Source organism: Cyanobacterium sp. Dongsha4, from assembly GCF_036345015.1.
In the GTDB taxonomy this organism is placed as follows: domain Bacteria; phylum Cyanobacteriota; class Cyanobacteriia; order Cyanobacteriales; family Cyanobacteriaceae; genus PCC-10605.
Genome location: NZ_CP084098.1, coordinates 3,340,055 through 3,362,870 on the forward strand (window position 1 = coordinate 3,340,055; position 22,816 = coordinate 3,362,870).

Annotated in this window: 24 protein-coding genes, 1 tRNA gene, 1 other RNA gene and 1 pseudogene; 12 read left to right on the forward strand and 15 right to left on the reverse strand. The window is 33.7% G+C overall.

What is annotated here, in order from left to right; genetic code table 11:
- Complete coding sequence (locus Dongsha4_RS14315; RefSeq protein WP_330203014.1) at nt 1–774, forward strand: ABC transporter permease; 774 nt, start codon at nt 1–3, stop codon at nt 772–774.
- Between the two features lie 324 nt (nt 775–1,098).
- Complete coding sequence (locus Dongsha4_RS14320) at nt 1,099–1,356, forward strand: hypothetical protein (RefSeq protein WP_015220838.1); 258 nt, start codon at nt 1,099–1,101, stop codon at nt 1,354–1,356.
- A 56-nt stretch (nt 1,357–1,412) separates the two neighbouring features.
- On the opposite strand, the gene rpmB is transcribed toward Dongsha4_RS14320, so the two are convergent.
- Nucleotides 1,413–1,661, reverse strand: a complete 249-nt coding sequence (gene rpmB, locus Dongsha4_RS14325) for a 50S ribosomal protein L28 (protein ID WP_015220837.1) — start codon at nt 1,659–1,661, stop codon at nt 1,413–1,415.
- A gap of 280 nt (nt 1,662–1,941) precedes the next feature.
- Between rpmB and rsmI the strand changes: the two genes are divergently transcribed.
- From rsmI to hpnK, 3 genes are all read left to right on the forward strand, one after another.
- On the forward strand, nt 1,942–2,766 hold the full coding sequence (gene rsmI / locus Dongsha4_RS14330) for a 16S rRNA (cytidine(1402)-2'-O)-methyltransferase (protein ID WP_330203015.1): 825 nt from the start codon (nt 1,942–1,944) through the stop codon (nt 2,764–2,766).
- Between the two features lie 87 nt (nt 2,767–2,853).
- Nucleotides 2,854–2,925, forward strand: a tRNA-Gln gene (locus Dongsha4_RS14335).
- A 26-nt stretch (nt 2,926–2,951) separates the two neighbouring features.
- Nucleotides 2,952–3,779: a hopanoid biosynthesis-associated protein HpnK gene (gene hpnK / locus Dongsha4_RS14340; protein ID WP_330203016.1), complete on the forward strand. Its 828-nt coding sequence runs from the start codon at nt 2,952–2,954 to the stop codon at nt 3,777–3,779.
- A gap of 86 nt (nt 3,780–3,865) precedes the next feature.
- Here hpnK and Dongsha4_RS14345 read toward each other — a convergent pair whose 3' ends face one another.
- A complete protein-coding gene (locus Dongsha4_RS14345) occupies nt 3,866–5,062 on the reverse strand; it encodes an NAD(P)/FAD-dependent oxidoreductase (protein WP_330203017.1) in 1,197 nt (398 codons plus the stop codon).
- Nucleotides 5,063–5,249: 187 nt separating this feature from the next.
- Here Dongsha4_RS14345 and Dongsha4_RS14350 point away from each other — a divergent pair, with 187 nt between their 5' ends.
- A complete protein-coding gene (locus Dongsha4_RS14350) occupies nt 5,250–5,636 on the forward strand; it encodes a c-type cytochrome (protein ID WP_015220833.1) in 387 nt (128 codons plus the stop codon).
- Between the two features lie 34 nt (nt 5,637–5,670).
- Here Dongsha4_RS14350 and rimI read toward each other — a convergent pair whose 3' ends face one another.
- The 9 genes from rimI to Dongsha4_RS14395 form a co-directional block, all read right to left on the reverse strand.
- Nucleotides 5,671–6,144, reverse strand: a complete 474-nt coding sequence (rimI, locus tag Dongsha4_RS14355; protein ID WP_330203018.1) for a ribosomal protein S18-alanine N-acetyltransferase — start codon at nt 6,142–6,144, stop codon at nt 5,671–5,673.
- Between the two features lie 112 nt (nt 6,145–6,256).
- Nucleotides 6,257–6,441: non-coding RNA, 6S RNA (ssrS, locus tag Dongsha4_RS14360), on the reverse strand.
- A 218-nt stretch (nt 6,442–6,659) separates the two neighbouring features.
- Nucleotides 6,660–9,071 (reverse strand): exonuclease domain-containing protein, encoded by a 2,412-nt coding sequence (locus Dongsha4_RS14365; RefSeq protein ID WP_330203019.1) that lies wholly within the window; start codon nt 9,069–9,071, stop codon nt 6,660–6,662.
- A 104-nt stretch (nt 9,072–9,175) separates the two neighbouring features.
- The gene (locus Dongsha4_RS14370; RefSeq protein WP_330203020.1) at nt 9,176–9,394 is read right to left on the reverse strand and encodes a CopG family transcriptional regulator; all 219 of its coding nucleotides are present in this window, start codon (nt 9,392–9,394) and stop codon (nt 9,176–9,178) included.
- 59 nt (nt 9,395–9,453) lie between these two features.
- Nucleotides 9,454–10,827: a vWA domain-containing protein gene (locus Dongsha4_RS14375; RefSeq protein WP_330203021.1), complete on the reverse strand. Its 1,374-nt coding sequence runs from the start codon at nt 10,825–10,827 to the stop codon at nt 9,454–9,456.
- Nucleotides 10,828–10,845: 18 nt separating this feature from the next.
- Complete coding sequence (locus tag Dongsha4_RS14380; RefSeq protein ID WP_330203022.1) at nt 10,846–11,571, reverse strand: ATPase; 726 nt, start codon at nt 11,569–11,571, stop codon at nt 10,846–10,848.
- A 407-nt stretch (nt 11,572–11,978) separates the two neighbouring features.
- On the reverse strand, nt 11,979–12,182 hold the full coding sequence (locus Dongsha4_RS14385; RefSeq protein WP_015220422.1) for a hypothetical protein: 204 nt from the start codon (nt 12,180–12,182) through the stop codon (nt 11,979–11,981).
- A 3-nt stretch (nt 12,183–12,185) separates the two neighbouring features.
- The gene (locus Dongsha4_RS14390) at nt 12,186–12,644 is read right to left on the reverse strand and encodes a PIN domain-containing protein (RefSeq protein ID WP_015220421.1); all 459 of its coding nucleotides are present in this window, start codon (nt 12,642–12,644) and stop codon (nt 12,186–12,188) included.
- Nucleotides 12,645–12,734: 90 nt separating this feature from the next.
- Nucleotides 12,735–13,301, reverse strand: coding sequence for a hypothetical protein (locus tag Dongsha4_RS14395; RefSeq protein WP_330203023.1), 567 nt, complete (start codon nt 13,299–13,301; stop codon nt 12,735–12,737).
- Nucleotides 13,302–13,608: 307 nt separating this feature from the next.
- Here Dongsha4_RS14395 and Dongsha4_RS14400 point away from each other — a divergent pair, with 307 nt between their 5' ends.
- Complete coding sequence (locus Dongsha4_RS14400; protein ID WP_330203024.1) at nt 13,609–14,487, forward strand: IS982 family transposase; 879 nt, start codon at nt 13,609–13,611, stop codon at nt 14,485–14,487.
- Between the two features lie 347 nt (nt 14,488–14,834).
- Here the strand turns inward: Dongsha4_RS14400 and Dongsha4_RS14405 are convergent, their stop codons facing one another.
- Both Dongsha4_RS14405 and Dongsha4_RS14410 read right to left on the reverse strand, forming a co-directional pair.
- Entirely contained in the window at nt 14,835–15,311 is a 477-nt protein-coding gene (locus Dongsha4_RS14405) for a hypothetical protein (protein WP_330203025.1), read from the reverse strand.
- Between the two features lie 123 nt (nt 15,312–15,434).
- On the reverse strand, nt 15,435–17,564 hold the full coding sequence (locus tag Dongsha4_RS14410) for a hypothetical protein (protein ID WP_330203026.1): 2,130 nt from the start codon (nt 17,562–17,564) through the stop codon (nt 15,435–15,437).
- A 216-nt stretch (nt 17,565–17,780) separates the two neighbouring features.
- On the opposite strand from Dongsha4_RS14410, the gene Dongsha4_RS14415 reads away from it, so the two are divergent.
- Entirely contained in the window at nt 17,781–18,812 is a 1,032-nt protein-coding gene (locus Dongsha4_RS14415; RefSeq protein WP_330203027.1) for a rod shape-determining protein, read from the forward strand.
- A 227-nt stretch (nt 18,813–19,039) separates the two neighbouring features.
- Here Dongsha4_RS14415 and Dongsha4_RS14420 read toward each other — a convergent pair whose 3' ends face one another.
- A complete protein-coding gene (locus Dongsha4_RS14420) occupies nt 19,040–20,296 on the reverse strand; it encodes an FIST signal transduction protein (protein ID WP_330203028.1) in 1,257 nt (418 codons plus the stop codon).
- A gap of 97 nt (nt 20,297–20,393) precedes the next feature.
- Here Dongsha4_RS14420 and Dongsha4_RS14425 point away from each other — a divergent pair, with 97 nt between their 5' ends.
- Entirely contained in the window at nt 20,394–21,068 is a 675-nt protein-coding gene (locus Dongsha4_RS14425; RefSeq protein WP_330203029.1) for a YqiA/YcfP family alpha/beta fold hydrolase, read from the forward strand.
- Nucleotides 21,069–21,163: 95 nt separating this feature from the next.
- Here the strand turns inward: Dongsha4_RS14425 and Dongsha4_RS14430 are convergent, their stop codons facing one another.
- Nucleotides 21,164–21,343 (reverse strand): (2Fe-2S)-binding protein, encoded by a 180-nt coding sequence (locus Dongsha4_RS14430; protein WP_015221144.1) that lies wholly within the window; start codon nt 21,341–21,343, stop codon nt 21,164–21,166.
- An 86-nt stretch (nt 21,344–21,429) separates the two neighbouring features.
- Here Dongsha4_RS14430 and Dongsha4_RS14435 point away from each other — a divergent pair.
- The 3 genes and pseudogenes from Dongsha4_RS14435 to Dongsha4_RS14445 all read left to right on the forward strand — a co-directional run bounded on the left by Dongsha4_RS14435 (nt 21,430) and on the right by Dongsha4_RS14445 (nt 22,803).
- Nucleotides 21,430–22,161, forward strand: a pseudogene (locus tag Dongsha4_RS14435) (IS1 family transposase).
- Nucleotides 22,162–22,254: 93 nt separating this feature from the next.
- The gene (locus Dongsha4_RS14440) at nt 22,255–22,467 is read left to right on the forward strand and encodes a hypothetical protein (protein ID WP_330203030.1); all 213 of its coding nucleotides are present in this window, start codon (nt 22,255–22,257) and stop codon (nt 22,465–22,467) included.
- The gene (locus tag Dongsha4_RS14445) at nt 22,468–22,803 is read left to right on the forward strand and encodes a type II toxin-antitoxin system PemK/MazF family toxin (protein ID WP_330203031.1); all 336 of its coding nucleotides are present in this window, start codon (nt 22,468–22,470) and stop codon (nt 22,801–22,803) included.
- The last annotated feature ends 13 nt before the right edge of the window (nt 22,804–22,816 follow it).

Consider the following 22,816-nt stretch of genomic DNA (forward strand, 5'->3'; position numbering starts at 1 on the left):
ATGACATTATACGAGCAAACTATTGCTATTTTTCAAAGAATTTTACTAGAGTTGTTAAAGAGAAAACGAAATTTAATTTTTTGGTCAGTTTTTCCTTTAACTATTCTCATTTTAAACAGTTATATTATTGCTGAAAGGGCTAAGATTGATTTGAGTTTGGCAATGAAAATATCTGCTCCTCCGAGTTTAATGGGAGCGGCTTTATTTTTTAGTTGTTTGGGGGGAACTATTGCCACTATTGTGGGAGAAAGAGAACAAAAAACTCTCATTCGTCTATTTATTTCACCCCTGATGGGAATTGCTTATTTTTTAGGAATTTTATTAGCTCATAGTGCGATCGCATTTTGTCAAACTATTCTTATTTATGGATTACTTTTCTTTTTAGGAAAACCAATAGAAGGCTCTTTTTTGTTAGGTTTAATTATTGTTATTTTAAGTATAATTAGTTATGTAGGAGTAGGTTTTATTTTGGGTACTCAGTTAGCAAAAAGAACAGAAGATGTTAACTCAATTGTGGCAACCTTTGGAGTACCTTTACTAATTTTAGGAGGGACTTTTTTTCCTAGTTCTTTATTCCCTGAAAAAATGAAACAATTAGCTCAGTTTAATCCTATTTTTCATATGAATGAAGCTCTAATTCAAATATGGGGAAAAGGAGAATTATTTAGCGAAATTAAAACTCATTTTTTGTTTTTATTTATATTCTCTTTGATTGTCATTTTATTAGGGTGGTGGTGTTACGAAAAAATGCTTAAGTCAGAGACAATTTTGTAGTTTAAATATTCAATAGCCATTTCAATATTGCTAATTTATCTTGATTTATCTAAGACACCTTAAACCTAGCTTTTTATTAAATAATATTATTCAAATACTTATAGTAGTTTTTAATAAGTGAAGCGATTTAATAATAGTATTTTTATCTCAAAATGTTCATTGGTGGTTGTTTAGTGACCTACCCTGCAATTTTTAGGAAAAAGCAAGAGTTTAACAATTCTTTATCTGTCATTATCCTATAAAACCTAAAAATATGATTTTTTTTCCTAGTTTTATGAGAAAATGATCAAATTAGCTTGAGAATAAACGATTAGGAAACAGTTTATGCCCAGAAAACCAGACGAGTATATAGTGCATATATTAATCAGTAATGGTCATAGGGAAGAAGTTAGATTTCCCAGTATCCAAGAGTTTCAAAAATGGTACAGTGGAGAGTTAGTACCAAAGGCGGATTCTAAAGATTTTATTAATGTACCTATCAAAAACATTCAGGGAGAATACATGGTTGTTCGCCCTTCTTCTGTGGTGGGGTTAAGAGTTGAACCAGTATTTTTTGGCAGTGTGGACAGAAACGACATTTAGTCACCTGTTCCATTACTCACAATTAAGATAACTTTGTCAACTCTTAGGAAAATGGTTTAGTTTTCGCACTTGAATTGTCTTAAGTCTAAACCAGCCTCTCTTGCCATAGCATTAATACCTTTTTTATCAAGGGTTTTTAAGGCTTTAGTTGATAAGCGTAATCTAACGAAACAGTTACCTTCTGCCCACCAAATTTTTTTATCTTGTAAGTTAGCGTGTTGTAACTTTTTGGTACGGCGATGGGAGTGAGAGACGGCAAAACCATTATTCGCCCTTTTTCCTGTCAACTGGCAAACACGAGCCATAATAAATTATCTCCTAATGTTAATTTAATATTTAATTTAGTAAGCAAATTACCATTTTACTCTGATTTTGTCTTGATCTGCAAATTTATTGAGCTAGTTTTGCATTGAAATTGTTGGGTGATGGTGGGGAAAAGGGAAAAGGGAAAAGACAAACCCCTCTTTATTGCCCCTTTTCTTTTAAGGGGAGAAAGGCAAAAGTGTTTAATTAACCTTCTACCTGAAATCTTGTATATTTTTTTAGTAATCATTAATCACGACGGGAAGCAAAATAGCCAGATTTATGAGTGGATTTCTTTATTTAGTGGCAACACCTATCGGTAACTTGGAAGATATTACTTTTCGAGCTATTAAGGTTTTACAATCAGTGGATATTATCGCCGCCGAGGATACTAGACATACGGGCAAGTTGTTAAAATATTATCAAATTAATACTCCGACTATTAGTTATCATCAGCATAATCATCAAAGTCGTGTACAAGAGTTGCTAACTAAACTTGAAGATGGTTTAAGTATTGCTTTAGTTACTGATGCTGGTACTCCTGCTATTTCTGATCCGGGTTATCATTTAGTATCGGCTTGTATTGAGCATCAAATTAATATTATACCAATACCTGGTGCGATCGCAGCTATTAATGGTTTAATTGCTTCTGGTTTGAGTAGTGATAGGTTTTGTTTTGAAGGATTCTTGCCCCAGAAAAAGAAGGAAAAAGATAATTTACTTAAGGATTTACAAGGGGAAAAAAGGACGATTATTTTTTATGAAGCCCCCCATCGTCTTTTAAAAACTCTAAAGGATTTTTCTCAGTATTTTGGAGATAGTCGCCGTATCACCCTAGCCAGAGAATTAACTAAACTCCATGAAGATTTTTGGCGCGGTACGATTAAAGATGCGATCGCATTTTATCAAAATCAAAATCCAAAAGGAGAATTTACTATTATTTTAGAGGGAAATCAACATCAAGATACAGTAGAATTATCACCCATTCAGATAAAAGAAGAAATTGAACAACTAATGGCAAAAGGTATGACAAAAAGTGAAGCCTGTCAGGAGTTAGCAAAATATAGTAACTTGTCTCGTCGGGAAATATATAAGTTATCGGTTTAAGATTCTCAAAGCTGAAGAAAAAAATATTTTTACTCTTGACAAAATTGGTTAGGTTTCGCCATAATATTTAATGTGCGTTAAACGCAATGGGGTGTCGCCAAGCGGTAAGGCAGCGGGTTTTGGTCTCGCCATTCCTGGGTTCGAATCCTAGCACCCCAGTTTTTATCAGATAATTCGGTGAAGAAGTGAAAGTTGCTGATAAGTATGTGGTGGTCAATGCCGATGATTTTGGTTACTCTGATGAGGTAAACGAGGCAATCATCGAAGCTCATCAAAATGGTATTCTTTCTAGTACCAGTTTAATGGTGACAGCAGAAAAAGCGGAATCTGCTGTAAAGTTAGCTAAAGAGAATCCGAGTTTAGGGGTTGGTTTACATTTAGTTTTATGTTGCGGTAAATCTGCCCTGAATCCTGAGCAAATACCTAATTTAGTAAATAAAGAAGGATTCTTTCATGATAGCGCTGCGATCGCAGGTTTGAAATATCAATTTATCCCCTCTGCCAGACAAGAGTTAAAACGAGAAATTAAGGCACAATTAGATCTATTTAGGGAAACTGGCTTAAAATTATCCCATGTGGATGGACATCTGCACTTACATACCCATCCAATTGTCATTCAAATTCTTGCACAATTAGCTTCAGAATATCAAATCAAATTTATCCGCCTTCCCTATGAAGAATTAAATTTTACCCTAAAACTCGATCGTACCAATACTATCTTAAAAATTATTTATGCCAATATATTTCGTTGGTTAAGAAAATCAGCAGAAAAACCTTTATCAACATCTGGAGTTCAATTTTTAGATAGAATCTATGGATTACTCCAAACAGGTAATATGTCAGAATCTTACTTATTAGGCTTAATTCCTCAGATAAAAACTATTTATAATGAAATCTATTTTCACCCTCAATCCCTCACAGATAAAGAATTTCAAGCACTCTGTAGTCAAAAAGTTCAAGAAATAATATCAACAGAAGGTTTTAAAGTAGTTAATTACCTCCAACTAGGCTAAGCAAAGTTAGAAAGGCAAGAGGTAATGATAATTAATTAGTTTCTCCCTAATACCCTAATACCCTAACTTCTGACTCCTATTCATTACTACTCATTTGCACTGCCGATAAGCTGAGTTAGAGGAGAAGTAATCCAATTCATCGCAACCGCCATTTGATGCTCAAAAGTGGGTAAGCGGTAAAGGTAAATTAATCTTCTTGCTAAATAGCCCAAACCACCGCCAAGAGATAAACCTAAACCACTAATAGTTGCACTATCTTTGCCCAGTGCTAACATTTCCCCAAGAGGTTGATATTTAAAAGCTAAAAGGGGCTTATTTTCAATGGTTGCCCAAATATTCCAAGCACAGTAATCCGCTTGTTGAAAAGCAACTTGGGCAGTAGCTGGTAATTTCTTTCCTTGTTGATCATAACACTCAACTAAGTCACCCAAAGCCCAAACTACTGAATTATCTTTAACTTGTAGATAGGAGTTGATTTCTATTTTTCCTTGAGCATTAGTGGCAAAGGGAAATTTTTTCTCTAACATTACAGGTTTTGTTCCTACCGTCCATAATACTAAATCAACGGGAATGGTATCAATTTGATTTTTGTAAGATAAGCTGATGTCTTTTTCCGTAATATTAGTTACTTCGGTTTCTAAATCAGTCCAAATAGTGCGATCGCATAGGGCTTTTTCGGCTGTTTTTCGATTAAATTCAGGAGAATCTGATAAAATTTCTGAACCCCTATCAACTATCCTAATTTTACCCTTTTTTCCTAAACGATCAGCCACTTTTAAGGCTAATTCAACCCCACTATAACCTCCCCCCACGACGACAACTCTAATAGCTTCCAAATCAGAATTTTCTAAAACCCTCAATTTCTCCTTAACTCGGTAAGCATCTTCTAAAGTACGAAAAGGAATAGCAAAATCTGAAGCCCCTGATACTTGGTTAACAGGAGTTTTTCCTCCTAGTGCCATTACCAAATAATCATAAGATAAATTACCATTATTTTTTAAAGAAATCTGTCTTGCAGTGTCATCAATCTCTGTAACAGTATCTTGAAGAAAACGAATAGAAGTATTGCTCAATAACTCATAATAAGAAGGTGCGACTTCCCAACTCTGCATTTCATCCGTAATTAATTCATATAGTAACGGAGAAAATAAAAAACGATCATTTTTATCAATTAAAACAATTTCAGGATTTGACTCTTGCCACGGAAATTGAGCTAATTTAATGGCAGTATATAAACCACCAAAACCACCGCCAAGAATAACTATTTTATTCACCTTAACCACAACTCCTTGCTTAACTATTCTTAATATTTTAATCTATGACACTTCCTATGAGAAATTATTAATGAACCGAAAACCGATAACATTTATTAATCGATCATAAATCTTCATAAAATCTTAAATAGTGGCATGAATGAGACAAAATATTGCAAAATGTTAATTAAGTCAACTAAAAATTAACAATGAGCTAGTGAATAACCAGTTACTTGAAACACAACTTAATGATAATTCCACCCAGAATAAAACCACTGGGAATATATTGGCAATAGTTATTATTGTCCTCATATCTTTAACTATATGGTGGTTATTTCCTATTTCAGATCCTTACGTGCAAGAAGTTTTATCTCTGGAAGGCAACAAAACAAGAGGAGAAGCTATTTTTCAAGTAAACTGTGCAGGTTGTCATGGATTAAATGGTGCAGGTAATGTAGGCCCTAGCTTACTTAACGTGACTAAACACAAATCAGATTCACAAATTATTAAACAAGTTATTAGTGGAAAAACTCCTCCCATGCCTAAATTTCAAACTTCTACAGAAGATATGGCAGATTTACTCAACTACTTACACCAATTATGATTCTGGTCTTAATTTCTATTTTTTCACTCAAATTTTAAGTATTTTCTCTTATAGATTTCCAAAGAATTAAAGCGTCTTCTCCCGTTTTTTTATAGTATTTTTTTCTTCTTCCCGCTTCTTTAAAACCAAATTTTTGGTATAAATTAATAGCTTTCGTGTTATTCTCTCCTACTTCTAAAGTTGCCCTTTCCAATTTTCTATTAACAGCTTCTTTAAGCAAATTTTCTAGTAATAGACTACCTAAACCTTGCCCCTGAAAATCAGGATGAATAGCAAGAATTGTTATATGTGCTTCTTCTAAAATTGCCCAAAAACAACCAAAACCAATAACTCTTGTCTCCGACTTAGTATTTACTGTGATGATTAATAAATAACTATTAGGACTTTCTATTTCTCTTTTATAGCTGTCTAAACTCCATAAACCACCAAAACAAATTTTATCAAGTTCTAACACCTGTTCCAAATCTTTGTCTGTTAAAACCTGAAACTGTATTTCTGCTAAACTCATTTTCGATGATGGTGTGAGAGTGAGATAATGTATTTAATTAAAGGCTGAGATAGAAAAAAAACAAATCTTTGTTTATGCTTACTAACTGCGGATTTCCCTCTAAATTCTAAAATTATTGACCACTACGCCGTTTTACCTCAGTTTATGACCTGGTATGTCCAGGTGGAGACCAACGTTTCCGTTTCCGTTTCCGAGTACAAAAGCTCGGTTTACTACCACTGGAAATCTGTCGGTTTCCTCATAATTCAAGTATAGATCAAAAAACTTGATTGGCAGTCACCAACGCAGTAGCCTTGTTATTATCTATGATAATAATTTAATCCTCTTTGAGCAAGGATTTATCTAATTCTAACCTCAGTTTGGTTTAAGAATAACGGGTAAGGGTAGGTTTCAGGTGTTAGAGGATTGGGGTTTTAGGATTCGTGTTAATTAAACACTTTTGCCCTTTGCTGAGACAGCCCTTTTCGCCATCACTATATTTCATGCGATGATTAAGCAACGCCCAAATCTATTTACTACTTGCTAGTTATCATTATATCATTTGTGGGGAAAATTTCCCTGATTAACCAGTAATTTCCATACTTATTTAAAACCACTTTAATAGCATCAGTCATACTAACTTCTAAATCATTTTGATTAATTGCGACTATCATTTTATAAATTAATTCAAAGATAACTCTTGCTTCTTTATTTATTATTAAAAATGAGCCATTTTCAGTATAATTTAACTTATCAATTTCTTCTAATCCTACTTTTCCTGTAATGTAACCCTCTTTTTTATCCCTTAATAAATAAAATTTAATATTACGGTTAGATATAACCAATTGGTTAAAATTTTTAATTCTGGATGTAAAAGCTGAACCACCTATATTTAAAAAACCTACTGCTAATTTTAGCTTATTTCTCGTTATTAGTAAATTTTCTGGAATTACCTTTTTTCCTAAAGGTAAATGATCTATATTAATACTTGAATCATAGCTTTTAAATGCCTCCATAATTGTTACTAATTTTCCATACTCATCATCATCGGTAATAATGTTAGGGTTGTGATATTTATCAGCAATTAAACGTTCATTTTCTTCTAAGTATTTTAAAATAGGATCATTTGAAGTAATTATTGGTGGTTTTGGTGGGGGTGTTGGTCCTATTTTCCCCTCAATTTCTTTTACTAATGTTTCTAATTGCTGTAAAGCATTTTCTAATTTATCTAATCTTTCTTCTACAGAAATCTTCTTAGGAGGGGGGGGTAAAGGTATGCTTAAAATTCGATAATGATAGTAGTCTGAGGCTTTATTAATTACTTTTCTAATGGAAGATTGTCTCAAAATTATTTGTAAATCTTCGGGTTGAAATAACTCCTCTAAAGTTGTGCCAACTCTTTCGCATTTCATCCCTAACATTTTTCTTAATTCATCACTAGAGGGAGTTTGTAAAATTAGTTGATTAGTGGATAATCTGTCAATGGTAGAATTGTCAAAATATCCTTGAAAACTTTGCCAACGATCTGGAAAAAGATTAACTACAATTAAAGAGTTAGGAACATGGGTTATAATTTCCCTTAAAGCATTGCCAAAACTGGTAAGAATATCGAGTTTATGAATTAGATATTCCAGTTGGTCAAAGACAATAATTAATGGTTCATCTAAAGTCGATAATTGCCCAAATAAACGGATTCCTTCTAAGGCAAAATCTTCTCTGCTGAGATTATCTTCTTGCCAATTATTTAAGCCTATTTCTTCACAAATTTGACTGTCTAATTCGTTGCCTGTTAACCATCTTCTAACTTTATCTTTGATTTTCAGATCTTTATAGCTACAATATTTAATGATACCTTGAAGAATATTAGGGGCGTAACCACTAGCGGAATAATTATTTTCCCACCATTGAGTAATTTTAGTTTCTATATATTTCCAATTATCCCTATTTCTTTGAGTATTTTCTCCTCCTAAACGTTCATATAAACTTAGACTATCATTTTGTAAAAGTTTAATGATTTGTCCTAATTTTTGGCTTTGATATTCCTGCTGAATTGTTTTTAAAATATTGACAAAAACATGGGCTAAAAGTAAGTCTAATTGGGTGCGTTGACTGCCTTCGATGTCAACTTTTTGAGCAAAACTTTCTAGTATTCTTGAATAGATATGATGCATCACGGAGTTAGGATTGTTAGGTTGACGCACATATAAGAGGCGATTGGTTTTTAAGGTGGCTTTGGCTAACCGCATTATCAGGTGAGTTTTTCCGCTTCCTGCTTCCCCCAGTATTAACGCACCTCGACTTTGTTTGTTTTCCCTATCTTGTCTGATTTCTTCCACTAGGGATGTTAGATGATAAAATTGGCTTTTGTATATATGCTCAAAGTCTAAATGATTTTGGTAAGGATCATCCACACGACTGCTACTAAAGGGATTTTTAACAGAGGGTGTTGTCACAATTTTTTCTACTGTCATCGCTGGTTTATCTTCTATTCGGGAGTGAGAAGTTAAGTATAAATATAATTGTAAGGTAAATTGTGCATCATAACGAGCTCGATGGGCTTGAACTTTTCTAAAATAAAGATTATCCACTTGTAGGAAGAATCTACGGCTTAGGTTACCGAGTTGATAACTGTCGAGGTTGGGGTGTTTTTCTTGTGCTAATTCAAGGGTGCAGATAAATTGTACTTGGGGTAATTGTTGTCGGCATCGGCGGAAACTCTTATGAAGAATCGTGCGATCGTGTTGTGCATTATGACAGATAATGTTTTGGTTAGGTAGAATATTTTGTAAGTCTCTGACTATTTCTGTTAGGGGTTTGTGATTCAGTCTTTTTGTTGTACTGCCTCTTGTTCTGACAAAGGCTTCGTAAATTAATTTTCCGTCTTGGTTGATAATGGCTATTTCTCTGAGGGTGTCACTTCCTTCGGTGTCGATAACAATAAAATTCATTATAAAAACAAAATTACGAACTTTTATTAATTTTAGTCATGTAAAGAATTATCTTTTTTTGTGCTAATTTATCCAGTGTTTTTAATTCCTTCCCCGCCCGTGAATCAATGCGAATCTTCCAAGTCAAGACTTTTCTTCCATTCATCAAGGGTTATATAAAATTCGGGATTATCTAAGCGGTATTGTGCATCTCTGACATCTTCTAAATCTTCTAAATAAGAAATAATTGCTTCTTGTAATAAATCATCTTCTTTTTGCCCCGACTCCATTGCTAAAACTCTATAACGACTTTCGATATTCTGGCTTAAGTTGACAGTCATCATAAACTATAGTTTTTCTAACCTTTATAATCTTTATAAATTAATTATCCCATAAATATTCTCTAGTAAATCTTAACTACTTCTCCAAAGGGAAATTTATCCATATCTAATCCCCCCGGCACAACTACCCATAAAACGGGTAAACTTGGTTTATCTCTGGGAAAATCTCCATAACCGTCTGTTAAATAAACACAAACTCCTTGTAAACATAAGTCTCTGGTTTTTTCTACTTGTTCAAAAAAGGGAATAAATGATGTGCCACCACCGCCAATGGGTTTGGGAATGTCATCGTTAGCTTTTAGTTCATAACCTCCATAAATGTTAGCATCGGCATAGTATAATTGGCATTGGAGATGAGGATATGCTCCTAATATTCCCTGTAGTTCACTACAAAATAAATTCATCTGATGATCTGATATTGAACCGCTAGTATCAATGCAAACATATACTTGCACTGATTCCCCTGCTAAAGTATCTAAATATAAACCATGAGAGATAAAACGGCGATCGAACCCTTGAAAATCCGTCGGAGTTTGCACTAAATACCGCCAAAGATAAGTACGCCAATCGATTTGTGCTGATTGTAATTCTTTGAACTGCCTTTCCATCCCTGCTGGTAATTTACCTTGATTAGTGGTTCGAGCAACGATATTCGCTTGTTGCATGGCATTCTGCCAATAGGCTTTTAATTCCCCTTGTTTATGTTCTTGGATTGAACCTGTTAATTCTATCTCTAAATTAATATCATTATTTGCTGAAAATTTGTCTTTACTTCGAGTCTGATTACCATTTTTAGGAGATTCATCAATGATTTCTTGCTGATTATTATCCTTATTATCAGGAGATTTATCGATGGTTTCCTGCTGATTATTAGCAGATTTATTAATAGTTTTTTGAGGATTATTCTTCTTATTATTAGCAGATTTATTAGTAGTTTCTGGTTGATTATTCTCCTCGTCGTCAGAATCACAAAGAGGTTGATTAAGTAAATCTGGTATTAACAGACTAGGTTTAGATTCATCAGGCTGTTGTAAGAGTAATTCGTAAATCTCCTCAACGCTTTTAGTTTCCCATTCAGGTTTACGGATTCCATTGGGGGGTAATTCATAATTTTTATCCTCAGCGATTAAACCGTTAACCACTATATCACAAGCAATATTCCATAACTGACATTCTCGATGGTGTCGGCGAATAGTATGGAATAAAGCCATGTGCAAGATTTCATGTAAAATTAAACCATCTTGCTGTGCTGTCGGTAAAGAAATTAAATATTCGGGATGATAAAAAACTGTTTTACCATCTGTAGCGGCGGTATCAATGGCATAACTAGCTTTAAACTGGGCAAATAGGGCTAAAGTAGCAAAAAAGGGGGATTTTACCCTCATTCTTAATCTGCTATGACTAATTAATTGTTCACTTTGCTCGATCTCACTCATAATATATACAACTAAAAATTAGAGAATACCGATAATATTTTGAAAATCCTTGAAAAAAGTTTGTAATTGTTTTTCCGTTTTTATTAGCTTACTTAAAGCTCCTAATTGTCCTTTTTCCCTCATTATTCTCATTAAATCCACAGCAAATAACTGTATCCATTCATTACCTGCCTTATCAATCAACCAGCGAAAACCATTTAACGCTTCATCGGCATTTTTCCCCCTAATAGCAAGGGCGATGGCAGTAGCGTAACGGGTAGATGCTTCTGTGGGAAAGTCGATTTTTTCTCCTTTACCCTTTAAAATCCCGTCAATATCAGGTAAATTTTGATATAACGCCACAAAAGCATTAAACTCTGCACTTGCACCCTCTCCCACCGCAGGAGTAATATCTATTTGATTAGAGTGTAACTTACTCGCCATTTCCCATGTGCGAGGAGAAGCCCAAGCATGACTTTGAATATCTAGTTTATGTAATAATTCGCTACGGTAGCTGAGAAAAGCGATAATTTGTTCATGAAAGTTATTTGTCAGGGCGTAGGCTTTAAAACTATCAAAATCAACAGTTACCTCCAAATGTAGAAAACGATTAGCTAAAGGAGAGGGCATTTCAAATATACTCGCTCTATCTTCTTTACGATTACCTGCCGCCCAAATAAACCACCCTTCAGGCACTTCATAAGCCCCTACTTTCCGATCTAAAATTAACTGTTGTGCCACTCCCTGCATGGTAGGCGGTGCCATATTTAACTCATCTAAAAAGAGAATACCCTAACCCCCCTTAAACAAAGTCGGCGTAAAATTATATTTTATTAGTTCAATTCATTGAACGTTATCTATTAGCTTTGTCAATTTATTGCAAAGCGAGTTATGGGATGAAACCCTTACCCCGCAATGAAATCAATTTCATTGCTAATAGCTCTCGTTAAATAAATTTAACCCAATTTGGCTGAAAAATATTATTTTTTTTATAATTGATTAATTAATAGTTAAAAAGCTCTGTATATAGCAGTATTTATTAGTTTCAGAAATTAACATTTTTGAGAATGAAAACACCCTGTTTAAACAAAGGGGGAACTTATTTTAAGTTTCTCATGAATGATTTAGGATTTCTATAACTAATTGATCGCACTCTATTAATTTAATATAAATTATGTTGGTTTTTGTTCTTTTCTCATTTCTTCAATTTCACACCAAAATTCTGCTCTAGTAGTATTTTTTAATGTATCTTGACGCTCTTTTGTATAATCACCATTTCCCCAACCCATTTCTTGTAAAAAACGAATGGTGTCAACTTGTCCTAATTCTTTTACTAATACTTGATAACCTTTTTGTTTTAATTCAGTTGGAATCATTTTTTAATCTCCTTTTAATAAAATATTATTCATTAACCAAATAACTGGATTGTCCAATTTAACTTTTAATAAATCCTGGTATTTTAATGCTTTTTTGAGTAATCTATCATCGGTTGTTAATAGCACATCTACCATAGCATATTCAGCACTAGCAATATGAAAAGAATCATATAATCCAAAGCCTAGTTTTTCTAATTCTTGAGATCGAGCGTCAATTTCTTGATTTAAGATTATGGTATGGTCTGCTTTTTTTAGCAGGTTTTTTATTTGTTTTAATTTATCAAGGTTTTTCATTTTTCTAAGTTCAACTTCAACTACTTCACTACTAACTAATTTATATTGCTCAGAATTAAAAAGTTGAAGAATTGAAGTTACAGATTCTCCTTCTAAACGATTTCTTTCATAACTCCAATCATCAAAAGGACGATTTAGACAGCAGACATCAAGATAAATTTTAATCATGATTATAAAGTAAAAATTATTTTAAGATGCGCTCATCGAAGATGCCGCTTTGCGGTTCGCACTCCTTCAGAAAAAAAATATGATCGCACCCTAATTTGATAGATTAAATATTTTATGTGCTAACTCAATGGAGGTAATAAGAACATAACGTTTATCTTTATCATCCTTTCTTTTTCCCTCAACAAGATACCAACCTTGATCACTTCCTTCTATTGTAATAAGATACAATTCCTTATCTTGAGAAAATCCATATATTTGATTAGAGAAATTATCAGGGCATTTATCTGACTTAAATCCCAAGCAATAACCAAAAAGACTATTTTCTTCTAATGTATCTTGATTAATATATCCATAATGGATATTCTCGTCTTCAACTCTTTTTGTAATTCTTAAAGTTCCTTTATTAATTTTATCCTCATCTTTTTTATGCTGAAAAGAAATTTCATAACCAGAACAGTGTAGATTTTCTAATAAAATTTTTAATTGTTCTCTCTCAGATTTTATTTTATCAAGTAACTTTATTTGACTTTTACAAGGATTTTTATATAAATATTCCTGTACTTTGTGATAACCCCAATTATTCCAGACGGGATGACGGGGAATGCAAATAGCTTCTAATTCTTTCTCTAAGGTTGATAGACTAAAGTTGTAGGACATGACTTTCATTTAGTGTTGTCATTGTTTGTATCATAAAACAAAAAAATAAGACATTATATTGCAAATTGTTAAGACAAAAATATTTTTTTCCTACTACTGCATAATTTGACTAAATGGACTTGATCTCAGTACAGGACAAAAAAATAAAGAAAGGGGTTGCAATGTGGGAAGGTAGGAGGTTTGATAGAAGTTAACAAAAAATCACACAAATCCTCCTATGAATCAGGTTAACTTAACCTCAGTTTTGGATAAGAAAACAGGCAGATAGTAAGCTGAATATAACAAACCATCAACTAACTACTGCCCTATGTTTAATTTAGATTATTTATTTTGTCATGTCGATGATTTCTGCCAACAATTTGAGCCTCAATGGCAACAAAAACTTATCTCTCATGGTGCTGTCCAACGTGTTCGTACTAAAAGTCTGTGTTTAAGTGAAATTATGACTATTCTCATTGCTTTTCACCAAAATCATTACCGTAATTTCAAACATTTTTATCTTAATCACGTTCAACAATATTGGACTTCTGCTTTTCCCAAACTTCCCAGTTATCAACGTTTTGTCCAATGGATTCCATCAACGATTATTCCCTTGTGTGTTTACCTCAAGCACTGTTTTGGTAACTGTACCGGAATTAGTTTTATTGATTCTACTAAGATCCAAGTTTGTCATAATCGCCGTATTCGCCAACATAAAGTATTTAAAAATTTAGCTCAAAGAGGCAAAACCTCTGTGGATTGGTTTTTTGGTTTTAAACTCCATCTGGTAGTCAATGAACTGGGGGAAATTGTGAATATGAGTTTAACCCCAGGTAATGTCGATGACCGTAAACCTGTAGTCGATCTTTTAAAAGAGCTTTGGGGAAAAGTTTTTGGTGATAGAGGTTATGTCTCACAAAAATTAGCCACAAAGCTACTGAAAGATTTTGGTATTGAGTTTTTTGCCAAACCCAGACGCAATATGAAGAACAAATTAATGAGACTTCATGACAAACTTTTATCTCGGAAACGAGCGATTGTCGAAACAATCAATGATCAGCTCAAAAACATATCACAAATAGAACATTCTCGTCATCGTTCACCAATAAATTTCTGTGTCAATATATTATGTGGGTTAATCGCATATTGTCATCAACCAAAGAAGCCCCACCTTCCCTTAGAATGGATTTTACCTCAATCTGCTTAACCAAAACTCAGGTTAGAAACATTAATAACTAGAGGTTATGGAAAAACAGTTTTTGTCAATGTAGTTAAATGTTTGCACCCATTTTTATTCCTTTACAAGTTGCGTAATAGTCTTTTTCCCAAAACACTGTAAATTGTTTTTTTCCCATGTTGACAGAAAAAAGCCCCCCAAGGAAAACAGGGAGAAATCTTACACTGTTCTGCTTGAGAGGTAATAGTTTATATAAATAAAACTAATTATTTGTTATGATTTTATTTAACTTATCCGTAATTTAGGGTAATTTAAGTAAAAGTCTTATTCAAAAACACCTTCACCTAAAGAATAAAAACTTATAGATAGCTTACAATCTAGTTAGGAGGCAATACACCGCCACCAGTGAAAGCATCAATGACAGAACCAAAGGTGATTACACCACCACCAATAAGATCTCCGTTACTAGCAATTAAAGCTAAACCATCAATTTCATTTTCTTGGGCAGTATCTAAATCGCGATCGCCTCTGTCACCGGAAGATTCTATAAAGTTAATATCAATAGCATTAATTTCATCAATAGTAATAGGGCTACTAGAACCTAAAGCAGCCGCAGAACCGTTAAAAGTGCTACCATCAGTTTCAAAAAAGGCAGATGCGGCTGCATCGGTTTTACCAATACCAACAGCCGCCGCAACACCATTAACATTTTGGTTACTATCTACCGTAAATGAAACAGCCGCCGCTAAACCACCTTGTCCTGCTTGTGCAGAATTCTGATTCATCAATATAGGTAAACTTAGTGCCGTTACTCCAGCAACAGCCAATGAGCCATACTTAAGTAATTTTTTCATTATTTTTTAGTGAAATTTTCCTAGATTGTTTTAACTAGATTATACAAAAAAATTCAAAATGTTATTTAAAGTTTTTATAAAGTTTTTATAAAGTTTAACAATTACTTTTTGTGTCAGATTTACTTATCCTCCAAAACGAATTAATACTTGGAAAACATCATCTTTTTGAATTAAATCATCTCCTTGAGGAGTCGTACCAAAATCGTAACGGTATTGACTCCAATTAAAACTTAAAAATGGACTATTAAAGTTCTGCCCAAGGCGAAAATTAATTCCTGCACTAGCTTTTATACTTGATGAGTTTTCATCAATAGGGGCAAAATAACCAGACAAATTGACAAATGGACTAATATTTAACGTAGTTCCTATAAACAGTTGATTTTTTAAAGAATTAGGTAAAACACTACCAAAGTTATTTCCAATTCTCAAAGAAAACCAATCCCAATTATATTGACCTTCTAATATTAAAAAACTAGCTAAAGAAGGAAATATAGCCTCTGCAAAATTACTCGCTTGAACCGGTCGATCTATTGCATAATTAAAACGACCTACTAAAGTAAAATTCTGATTATCACTTAAGGGAAAATTCTTAGTTATACTCCCCCATGTTTGACTGTAATATTCTCGATTCGGATTAATATAACCGATCGCGCCTATATTCAAATCAAGATCATTGGAGAGATTCTGATTATAGTCAGCACCCAAGTAAGATCTAACATCATCACTAAAAATAGTTCCTAAGTAATAGCGAAAAACCCTATCTGTATAAGTCAAGTTTCCCGTAAAACTAATATGAGGAGCATAAATAGTATCCTCATCAACAATAGTCTGATTAATCGCATTTACCTCTGTGGTAAAAAAACGGGCATAAGCTTGAACATAAAATCGACTTAAATCATCAGGATTAATAATTTGGTTGCTAAAACTAACAATAGAATTGATATTACTAAAATCAGCTACACCTCCTTCCCCTCCTGCACTTTCAATTAGCCTTTCCGAACCAAGAATTTCTAGGTAAGAACGATTATGGAGAGAAATTCGTACATCAGGAGAAAAACCAAACCAAATGCTGTTATACATAGCAGAAGGTAACTGACTCAATTCTTCTACCTCTGACTTCGGGGTATCCGCTTCTCCCACTCCAATTTGATACACGACAAAACTGGCAGGAGGTAAACGAGCATTATTACTGGCTAAGAATAGATTACGATTGGCACGAGGATCAACAGGTTTATCACTACCTTCTAATTTTGGATCTATGGTTGGCAAAAGAAAACTCGCCCCTGATGAGAGAGTGTAAAGCCAAGGTTCTTCTCCTTCAGGAATAATAGGGATACCCCTAACAGTACGTCCTAAAACAGCTTTTTCATGGTTAACTTTAACAATTTGTTCAATAGTAGAAAAAGACCCTGCTGGTAATACGTCAATTTCTTCTTGCCGACGAATAGTTGTTTGACGACTGATAGAATTACCAAACACAGCCCCCGCATTGGGAATATATAAATCTATACCGATTTCTTGTCCCTCTATACCTCTTTGGAAGCCGGGTTGACGAATAAAGTTTAAATTTTCTTGAGAAATTACTGTTCCAACTCGACTTGTTTGGGAAATACTTTTAGGAAAAAGGGTTTCAGGATTTATGTTATCTTCTTTGTCAATAACAACACCGGGGGTTAAAGTACATTGATCTGTGGTGTTTGAACCAAGGTAAAATAAGTCACAATCTCCTGTAAAACTTAATTGTAGTTGAAACCCTAGTAACGTTTGAGGTATCTTTGTTGTAGTGGTAATGGTTTTTTTACTTCTAATGGTTCTAGCTTGAAGGTAAGAGCCAGTGTATTTACGCACAAAAATATTGTCGTTACTCAAACTCTCCTCTACTTGAGAAGATAAGGTAAAAATGCTGTTGAAAGAAGGTTGATAATTTATGTTATCTCCGAAAGTGCTACCACCGAGAATTTGCCACTCTGTCAGATGGCTTACGGCAATACCATTAAGAGAAAAAGAAGTGGTTTCTTGACTTACTTTCTCTTTTGGTACGATTCTTGGAGGAATACGATAATTAGGGTCAATATATAATTGTTTTTGTCCAGTCTCTACGGAGTTTTGAGAATCTTGTTTTTCTTTTTGAGAAGATGTTTCTGTTGTTGTTTGGCAATTTCCTTTCTCAGCAAGGGCAAAAACTACAGAAAATACTATCAGGATATAGGTGGAAGATAATAATAATTTATAAGTGGAGAATTTTTTGGTCATTCTCAAGGAAATAATTTAGTTTTTTTATATTCTCATTCATATTACTAGACTATTTAAAGAATAGTAAGTGGTCAATTTTTATGAAAAATTGTAAATCATGCTCTTGAATTGATAAAACATGATTAGTCATTTGTTTAGCTACCAAAAAGAAAAGAAGTGAATTAAGATAATGTGATTATGTAAAGTTTTTATAAAGAATCATTTGAGGTAGTATTAATGGGTTTATTTGAATTTTTTTCTGAGTCCCAAGATATGGGTATTGATTTAGGTACGGCTAATACCTTAATTTATATGCCGGGGAAAGATATTGTTTTGGATGAGCCATCAGTGATTGCTATTGATGAAGATAAAAAAGAAGCCATTGCCGTGGGGAAGGAAGCCCAAAGAATGTTAGGACGCACCCCTAAAAATGTCCGTACTATTCGTCCTCTGAAAGATGGTGTTATTACTGATGTGAAAGAAACAGAAATGATGTTACGAGAGTTTATCAAAAAAGTTAGAGGTAATACTAATCTGACTCGTTCCCGTATTATTATTGGTGTTCCTAGTGGAATTACAACTGTAGAGAGAAGGGCGATCGAAGAAGCAATGGAGGCATCAGGTGCGATCGATAATATAGAATTTATTGATGAACCCGTAGCGGCGGCCATTGGGGCGGGTTTACCTGTGGATGAACCTGTAGGAAGTATGATTGTTGATATTGGTGGCGGTACAACTGATGTTGCGGTGTTAAGTTTACAGGGAATTGTTTTAAGTGACTCGGTAAGGGTTGCAGGGGATGAAATAACTGAATCCATTAAACGTCATTTGAAAAGAAATTATAATGTTATTGTAGGAGAACGCAGTGCAGAACAAGTAAAAATAGAAATAGGTTCTGCTTATCCAATGGATGATGAGCCTCAAGGGATGGAAATTAGAGGTTTGAATGTGGTTTCAGGGCTTCCCAAAACTGTTAATGTAACGACAGAAGAAATCCGAGAATGTATTGCAGACACTGTTAGTTTAATTATTGATGCTATTAAGAAAACTTTAGAGCAAACACCACCTGAATTGGCAGGGGATATTATTGATAGAGGAATTATGTTAGCGGGAGGGGGAGCATTACTTAGAGGTTTAGATAGTTTAATTGCAAATGAAACGGGTATTATTACTCATGTTGCTCAAAATCCTCTCAAATGCGTTGTTTACGGCACTGGTAAAGTTTTAGAAGAATATGAGCGTTTGAACAGAAGTAGCAGAAAAAAATAAGAGTATTACCAATCTAAACTAACCTGAGTTTGGGATAAATTTTCATTTATGAGTGATGGCAAAAAAGCAATCATTTGAGTTCGGAGTTAGGAGTTAAAATGAAAAAGAAATTTCCCCCCAATACCCCAATACCTTATTTCTCTCTAACACCCTAAGCCCCTAATTCACTCCAATACTCTAATACCTTAAACCTACCTCAATTAAATATTCTTGTCATTATACTGAGGTTAATCAATTACAGTATCTTTGGAAGAGAAAATACCAAAAACGGAAGTATAACCATGTAAAAAAGTGTTACCTGCTACTGGGCCTATTTCTCCGTTACAAAAGAAACCTGCAATGGGAATATCAGTTACATAGTCAAGAAACAATTGAGAATCAAAATTAGGTTTGCCATATAACCCTTCTCCTCTACCTAAGCAGGAAAACATTAACGCACCAATGGTTTGATCTAAAGATTGTTTATTATTGTAATAAGTAGCTAGTAACGTTTCTAAATCGTCAGCAGAGGCTTTGGCATCTCTTAAATGAAATTTGATTCTTTGTCCTGTTCTAATTCTATCTCCAACTGCGATCGCACCATATTTAGGATCAACTCCAACCAAATTACGAATTAAAAAATCTCCAGCTCCCAACTCCAACTTAAACTCATCTCTTGCAATGCCCATAAATAAAGCATATTGAGCTAATTCTTGATCCTCTCCACTCAAACTATTAATCAATTCTCGCAGTAAATTTAACGGACTATCTATTTTTCCTTCTTTATCACTCATCTCTAAAATAACATTCCTTTGTCCTTTTGTTACCTGATAAGTTTCACCAATAGCACGGCAACCCTGAGCAACAATAGATTCTACTTGGATATTCCCCGTCAATGCAATACCTACTGTGCCTTCGGTGCGAAATAATTGATCAGAATTAGAGCCATCATAATAGAATAAACCACTTCCAACTCCCATAGTACTGGTACTGGCTAAACCACCAATTTTTACCGCCCCCGGATAAGCAAAATCCACTCCTTCCAATAATTCATTAATTTTCGCTGAAAAAGGGTCAGATAAAAGAATAAAATGAGGCTCTTTTTGCATTTCTACTCCGATCATACTCCACCAAGCCGAAGGAGGACTATCTAAATCTGGTAAATCATCAGGAATAATATGAAAAGGAGTAATTTCAACATCAGGCAAACTAGCAACCGTTAAACTTAAAGCGGGATTTCCTTCTATTTCTTGAGGTTGATAATCATTTTTCATGCCCACAATGCCCCCTCCCCCACAACCAATCACACAGGGCAAAGGTAGTTTATCTAACAGTATCGGCATTAAACGGGGATAATCACTAGCAAAAGCCGAGGAAATGAAAATTATACCTAAATCAGCATTACCATCAAATTTACTCTTAATCTTCTCTACTACTTCATCAATCGCCTTTTCTAAAGAAGGATTTATCGATAAAGCATTAATCCATTGCATTTTGTTTGCCATAATTCTTCTTTCCCCAACTAATACTTTCCATTTATATTTACTATTAACAATTCATTATTCCGTATTCCTTATCAATTATCAAAACTCTCTAATTTTTATGAGTAATTATCTACATTTATATTTACACGGTTTTGCATCTAGCCCTAATTCCACCAAAGCCCTTTATTTTCAACAAAGGTATCAACAAATCAATACTCCCCTCACAATTATGGATTTTAATCAACCTGATTTCACTAATTTATCTCTTTCTCGGCAAATTAATCAGGTAACAAAAGTAATTATAGATAAACAAGAATCTTTGGAAGGGCAAAGAATACATCCACAATTTATTTTAATTGGTTCTAGCTTTGGAGGTTTAACTGCCAGCTGGGTAGCCCACAACAATCCCGATAAAATTAAAGCCTTAATTCTTCTTGCACCAGCTTTTAACTTTGCCTTGCACTTAAAAAATCTACAAACACAAGAGGCTTTTCTTCAATGGCAAAAAGACGGTTTCTTTCCTATCTATCACTATGGCTATAAACAACAAATGTTTTTAAACTATAATTTCTGGACAGATTTACTATCCTACGACGAGTCGTTAATTAATCATTCCATCCCCACTCTTATTTTTCATGGTATAAACGATGAAACTATACCAATCCAATCTAGTCGAGATTATCTCAAAAAACATAATAACGCTACTTTAATCGAACTAAATAGCGATCACAGTTTGAATAATTGTCTGGATAACATTTGGCAAGAGTTACAATTATTTTGGAAAAATCTTTAATTATTCTCAATAAACTTGATAATTGCTGTTAAGTATATCTTGCTCTCCCTATATTATTTTTCACAGTTTGCTCTTTTTGTCTTACCTTAATTCTGCTATCTTACTTGACGTTGAGCCATTGCTTCTTCAATCACTTTACAAGCATATTCTGTACAACAGCCACAATGCTTAGTAACAGAGGTTTTTGCTGATAATTGGTCTAGTGAACAAATACCTCCTTCAACGGCTTTATGAATATCTTTTTCTGTTACACCATTACAAATACAAACGTACATAACGACTCCTACTAACTGACTTTTATTTTAATTCTAGTTATTGCAAAATTTTATCATTATTGTCTAAAAAAAACAACCCCGAAAAGATGAAATTTGATCAAGAGATAATTTTTTCTCGATATCATAATACTAAAATTGTCAAAAACGGTTTTGGTTTTGCTCGTGGTCAACAAAGGTTTAAATGTAAGCACTGTAACTATCAGTTCACTACTGATAAGATCGAGCGAGGTAAACCTATGTGGATGAAACTAGAAACAGTAATTCTGTATTGCAGTGGAATGTCTATGAATTTGATCGCAAAGCTCCTTAATGTTTCTGCTCAGACTATTCTAAATTGGATTAGAGCTTTGGCACTAGAAAATTATGAAAAGCCTGAACCCTGCGAAGGGGTAGTTGTGGAACTAGATGAACTTTGGCATTTTATAGAGTCAAAAAAAACAAGTTATGGATCTGGAAAGCTTATGACCGTAACACTAACAGACTTATCGACTGAGAATTGGAAAACCGTGATAGTGAAACCCTCAAAAAACCTTTAATTAGATTACTAAAATGGGATGTAACAGTCTACTGTACCGATAATTGGAAACCGTACCAAGAGTTATTATCTCAACATCCAGATGCTGATGCTGATCATGTGATTACAAAAAGGGAAACTGTAGCCATAGAAAGAAATAATTCCGATAATCTTTCATAGAAAAACAAAAGTAGTATCAAAATCAAAAGAAATGGTGGATTTAACAATGGGACTATTTGCAAAATTTAGAGTAAATGGAACGATCGATTCGTTAATAAATCAAAGATTAACATTACTTAGTTGAAGCTCTCGTAAATTATAGTAATATTTTTACTATTGCTACCCTGACTGCTTAAAATTAAGTTATCATTGGTCAAAGTTATAACCATTGGGCATTATGAGTAAAACAGTTCAAGAAATTTATAGCGAAGTTGTAGAGATATTACCCTTAGATGAAAGATTAAGACTAGCAACCATGATATTAAACGACTTAACAAATAAAAACATTAGCCTTGTAAATTATAGTGATATTTGGACGCAAGAAGATCAAATAGATATTGTGAACTATTCTTTACAAAATATTGATGATCAACGTGAGGAAATTTACTAAATGGAATTTAAAAGTGGAGATGTTATCACGGTTGACTTTCCGGGAGTAAAAGGGATTAAACGTCGCCCTGCTGTAATTGTATCTTCTTCTCTCTATCATGAAAATCGCCCCGATGTAATTATGGGATTGATTACCAGTCAGACAAAAAATGTAGGAGTTACAGATTATATTTTACAAGATTGGTCATGTGCGGGGTTAAAAGTACCATCGATATTTAGAAGTTTTTTAGTCACTATACCATCATCAAATAATTTAGTTTATATTGGTCATTTATCGGAACGGGATTGGAAAGGTATTTGTGATTGTTTAAAAATTGCATTAATGGGAATTAAATAATCAAATCATCGCC

Bases quoted from the DNA above. Each gene is read 5' to 3' on its own strand.
- Dongsha4_RS14365 (WP_330203019.1), bottom strand. From the start codon at position 9,071: ATGAATTTTATTGTTATCGACACCGAAGGAAGTGACACCCTCAGAGAA.
- Dongsha4_RS14430 (WP_015221144.1), bottom strand. From the start codon at position 21,343: ATGTACGTTTGTATTTGTAATGGTGTAACAGAAAAAGATATTCATAAA.
- Dongsha4_RS14410 (WP_330203026.1), bottom strand. From the start codon at position 17,564: ATGACCAAAAAATTCTCCACTTATAAATTATTATTATCTTCCACCTAT.
- Dongsha4_RS14420 (WP_330203028.1), bottom strand. From the start codon at position 20,296: ATGGCAAACAAAATGCAATGGATTAATGCTTTATCGATAAATCCTTCT.
- Dongsha4_RS14415 (WP_330203027.1), top strand. From the start codon at position 17,781: ATGGGTTTATTTGAATTTTTTTCTGAGTCCCAAGATATGGGTATTGAT.
- Dongsha4_RS14315 (WP_330203014.1), top strand. From the start codon at position 1: ATGACATTATACGAGCAAACTATTGCTATTTTTCAAAGAATTTTACTA.
- Dongsha4_RS14380 (WP_330203022.1), bottom strand. From the start codon at position 11,571: ATGGCACCGCCTACCATGCAGGGAGTGGCACAACAGTTAATTTTAGAT.
- Dongsha4_RS14425 (WP_330203029.1), top strand. From the start codon at position 20,394: ATGAGTAATTATCTACATTTATATTTACACGGTTTTGCATCTAGCCCT.
- Dongsha4_RS14390 (WP_015220421.1), bottom strand. From the start codon at position 12,644: ATGATTAAAATTTATCTTGATGTCTGCTGTCTAAATCGTCCTTTTGAT.
- Dongsha4_RS14320 (WP_015220838.1), top strand. From the start codon at position 1,099: ATGCCCAGAAAACCAGACGAGTATATAGTGCATATATTAATCAGTAAT.
- Dongsha4_RS14405 (WP_330203025.1), bottom strand. From the start codon at position 15,311: ATGAAAAAATTACTTAAGTATGGCTCATTGGCTGTTGCTGGAGTAACG.
- Dongsha4_RS14440 (WP_330203030.1), top strand. From the start codon at position 22,255: ATGAGTAAAACAGTTCAAGAAATTTATAGCGAAGTTGTAGAGATATTA.
- Dongsha4_RS14375 (WP_330203021.1), bottom strand. From the start codon at position 10,827: ATGAGTGAGATCGAGCAAAGTGAACAATTAATTAGTCATAGCAGATTA.
- rsmI (WP_330203015.1), top strand. From the start codon at position 1,942: ATGAGTGGATTTCTTTATTTAGTGGCAACACCTATCGGTAACTTGGAA.
- Dongsha4_RS14395 (WP_330203023.1), bottom strand. From the start codon at position 13,301: ATGTCCTACAACTTTAGTCTATCAACCTTAGAGAAAGAATTAGAAGCT.
- rimI (WP_330203018.1), bottom strand. From the start codon at position 6,144: ATGAGTTTAGCAGAAATACAGTTTCAGGTTTTAACAGACAAAGATTTG.
- rpmB (WP_015220837.1), bottom strand. From the start codon at position 1,661: ATGGCTCGTGTTTGCCAGTTGACAGGAAAAAGGGCGAATAATGGTTTT.
- Dongsha4_RS14400 (WP_330203024.1), top strand. From the start codon at position 13,609: ATGTTTAATTTAGATTATTTATTTTGTCATGTCGATGATTTCTGCCAA.
- Dongsha4_RS14385 (WP_015220422.1), bottom strand. From the start codon at position 12,182: ATGATTCCAACTGAATTAAAACAAAAAGGTTATCAAGTATTAGTAAAA.
- Dongsha4_RS14370 (WP_330203020.1), bottom strand. From the start codon at position 9,394: ATGATGACTGTCAACTTAAGCCAGAATATCGAAAGTCGTTATAGAGTT.
- Dongsha4_RS14445 (WP_330203031.1), top strand. From the start codon at position 22,468: ATGGAATTTAAAAGTGGAGATGTTATCACGGTTGACTTTCCGGGAGTA.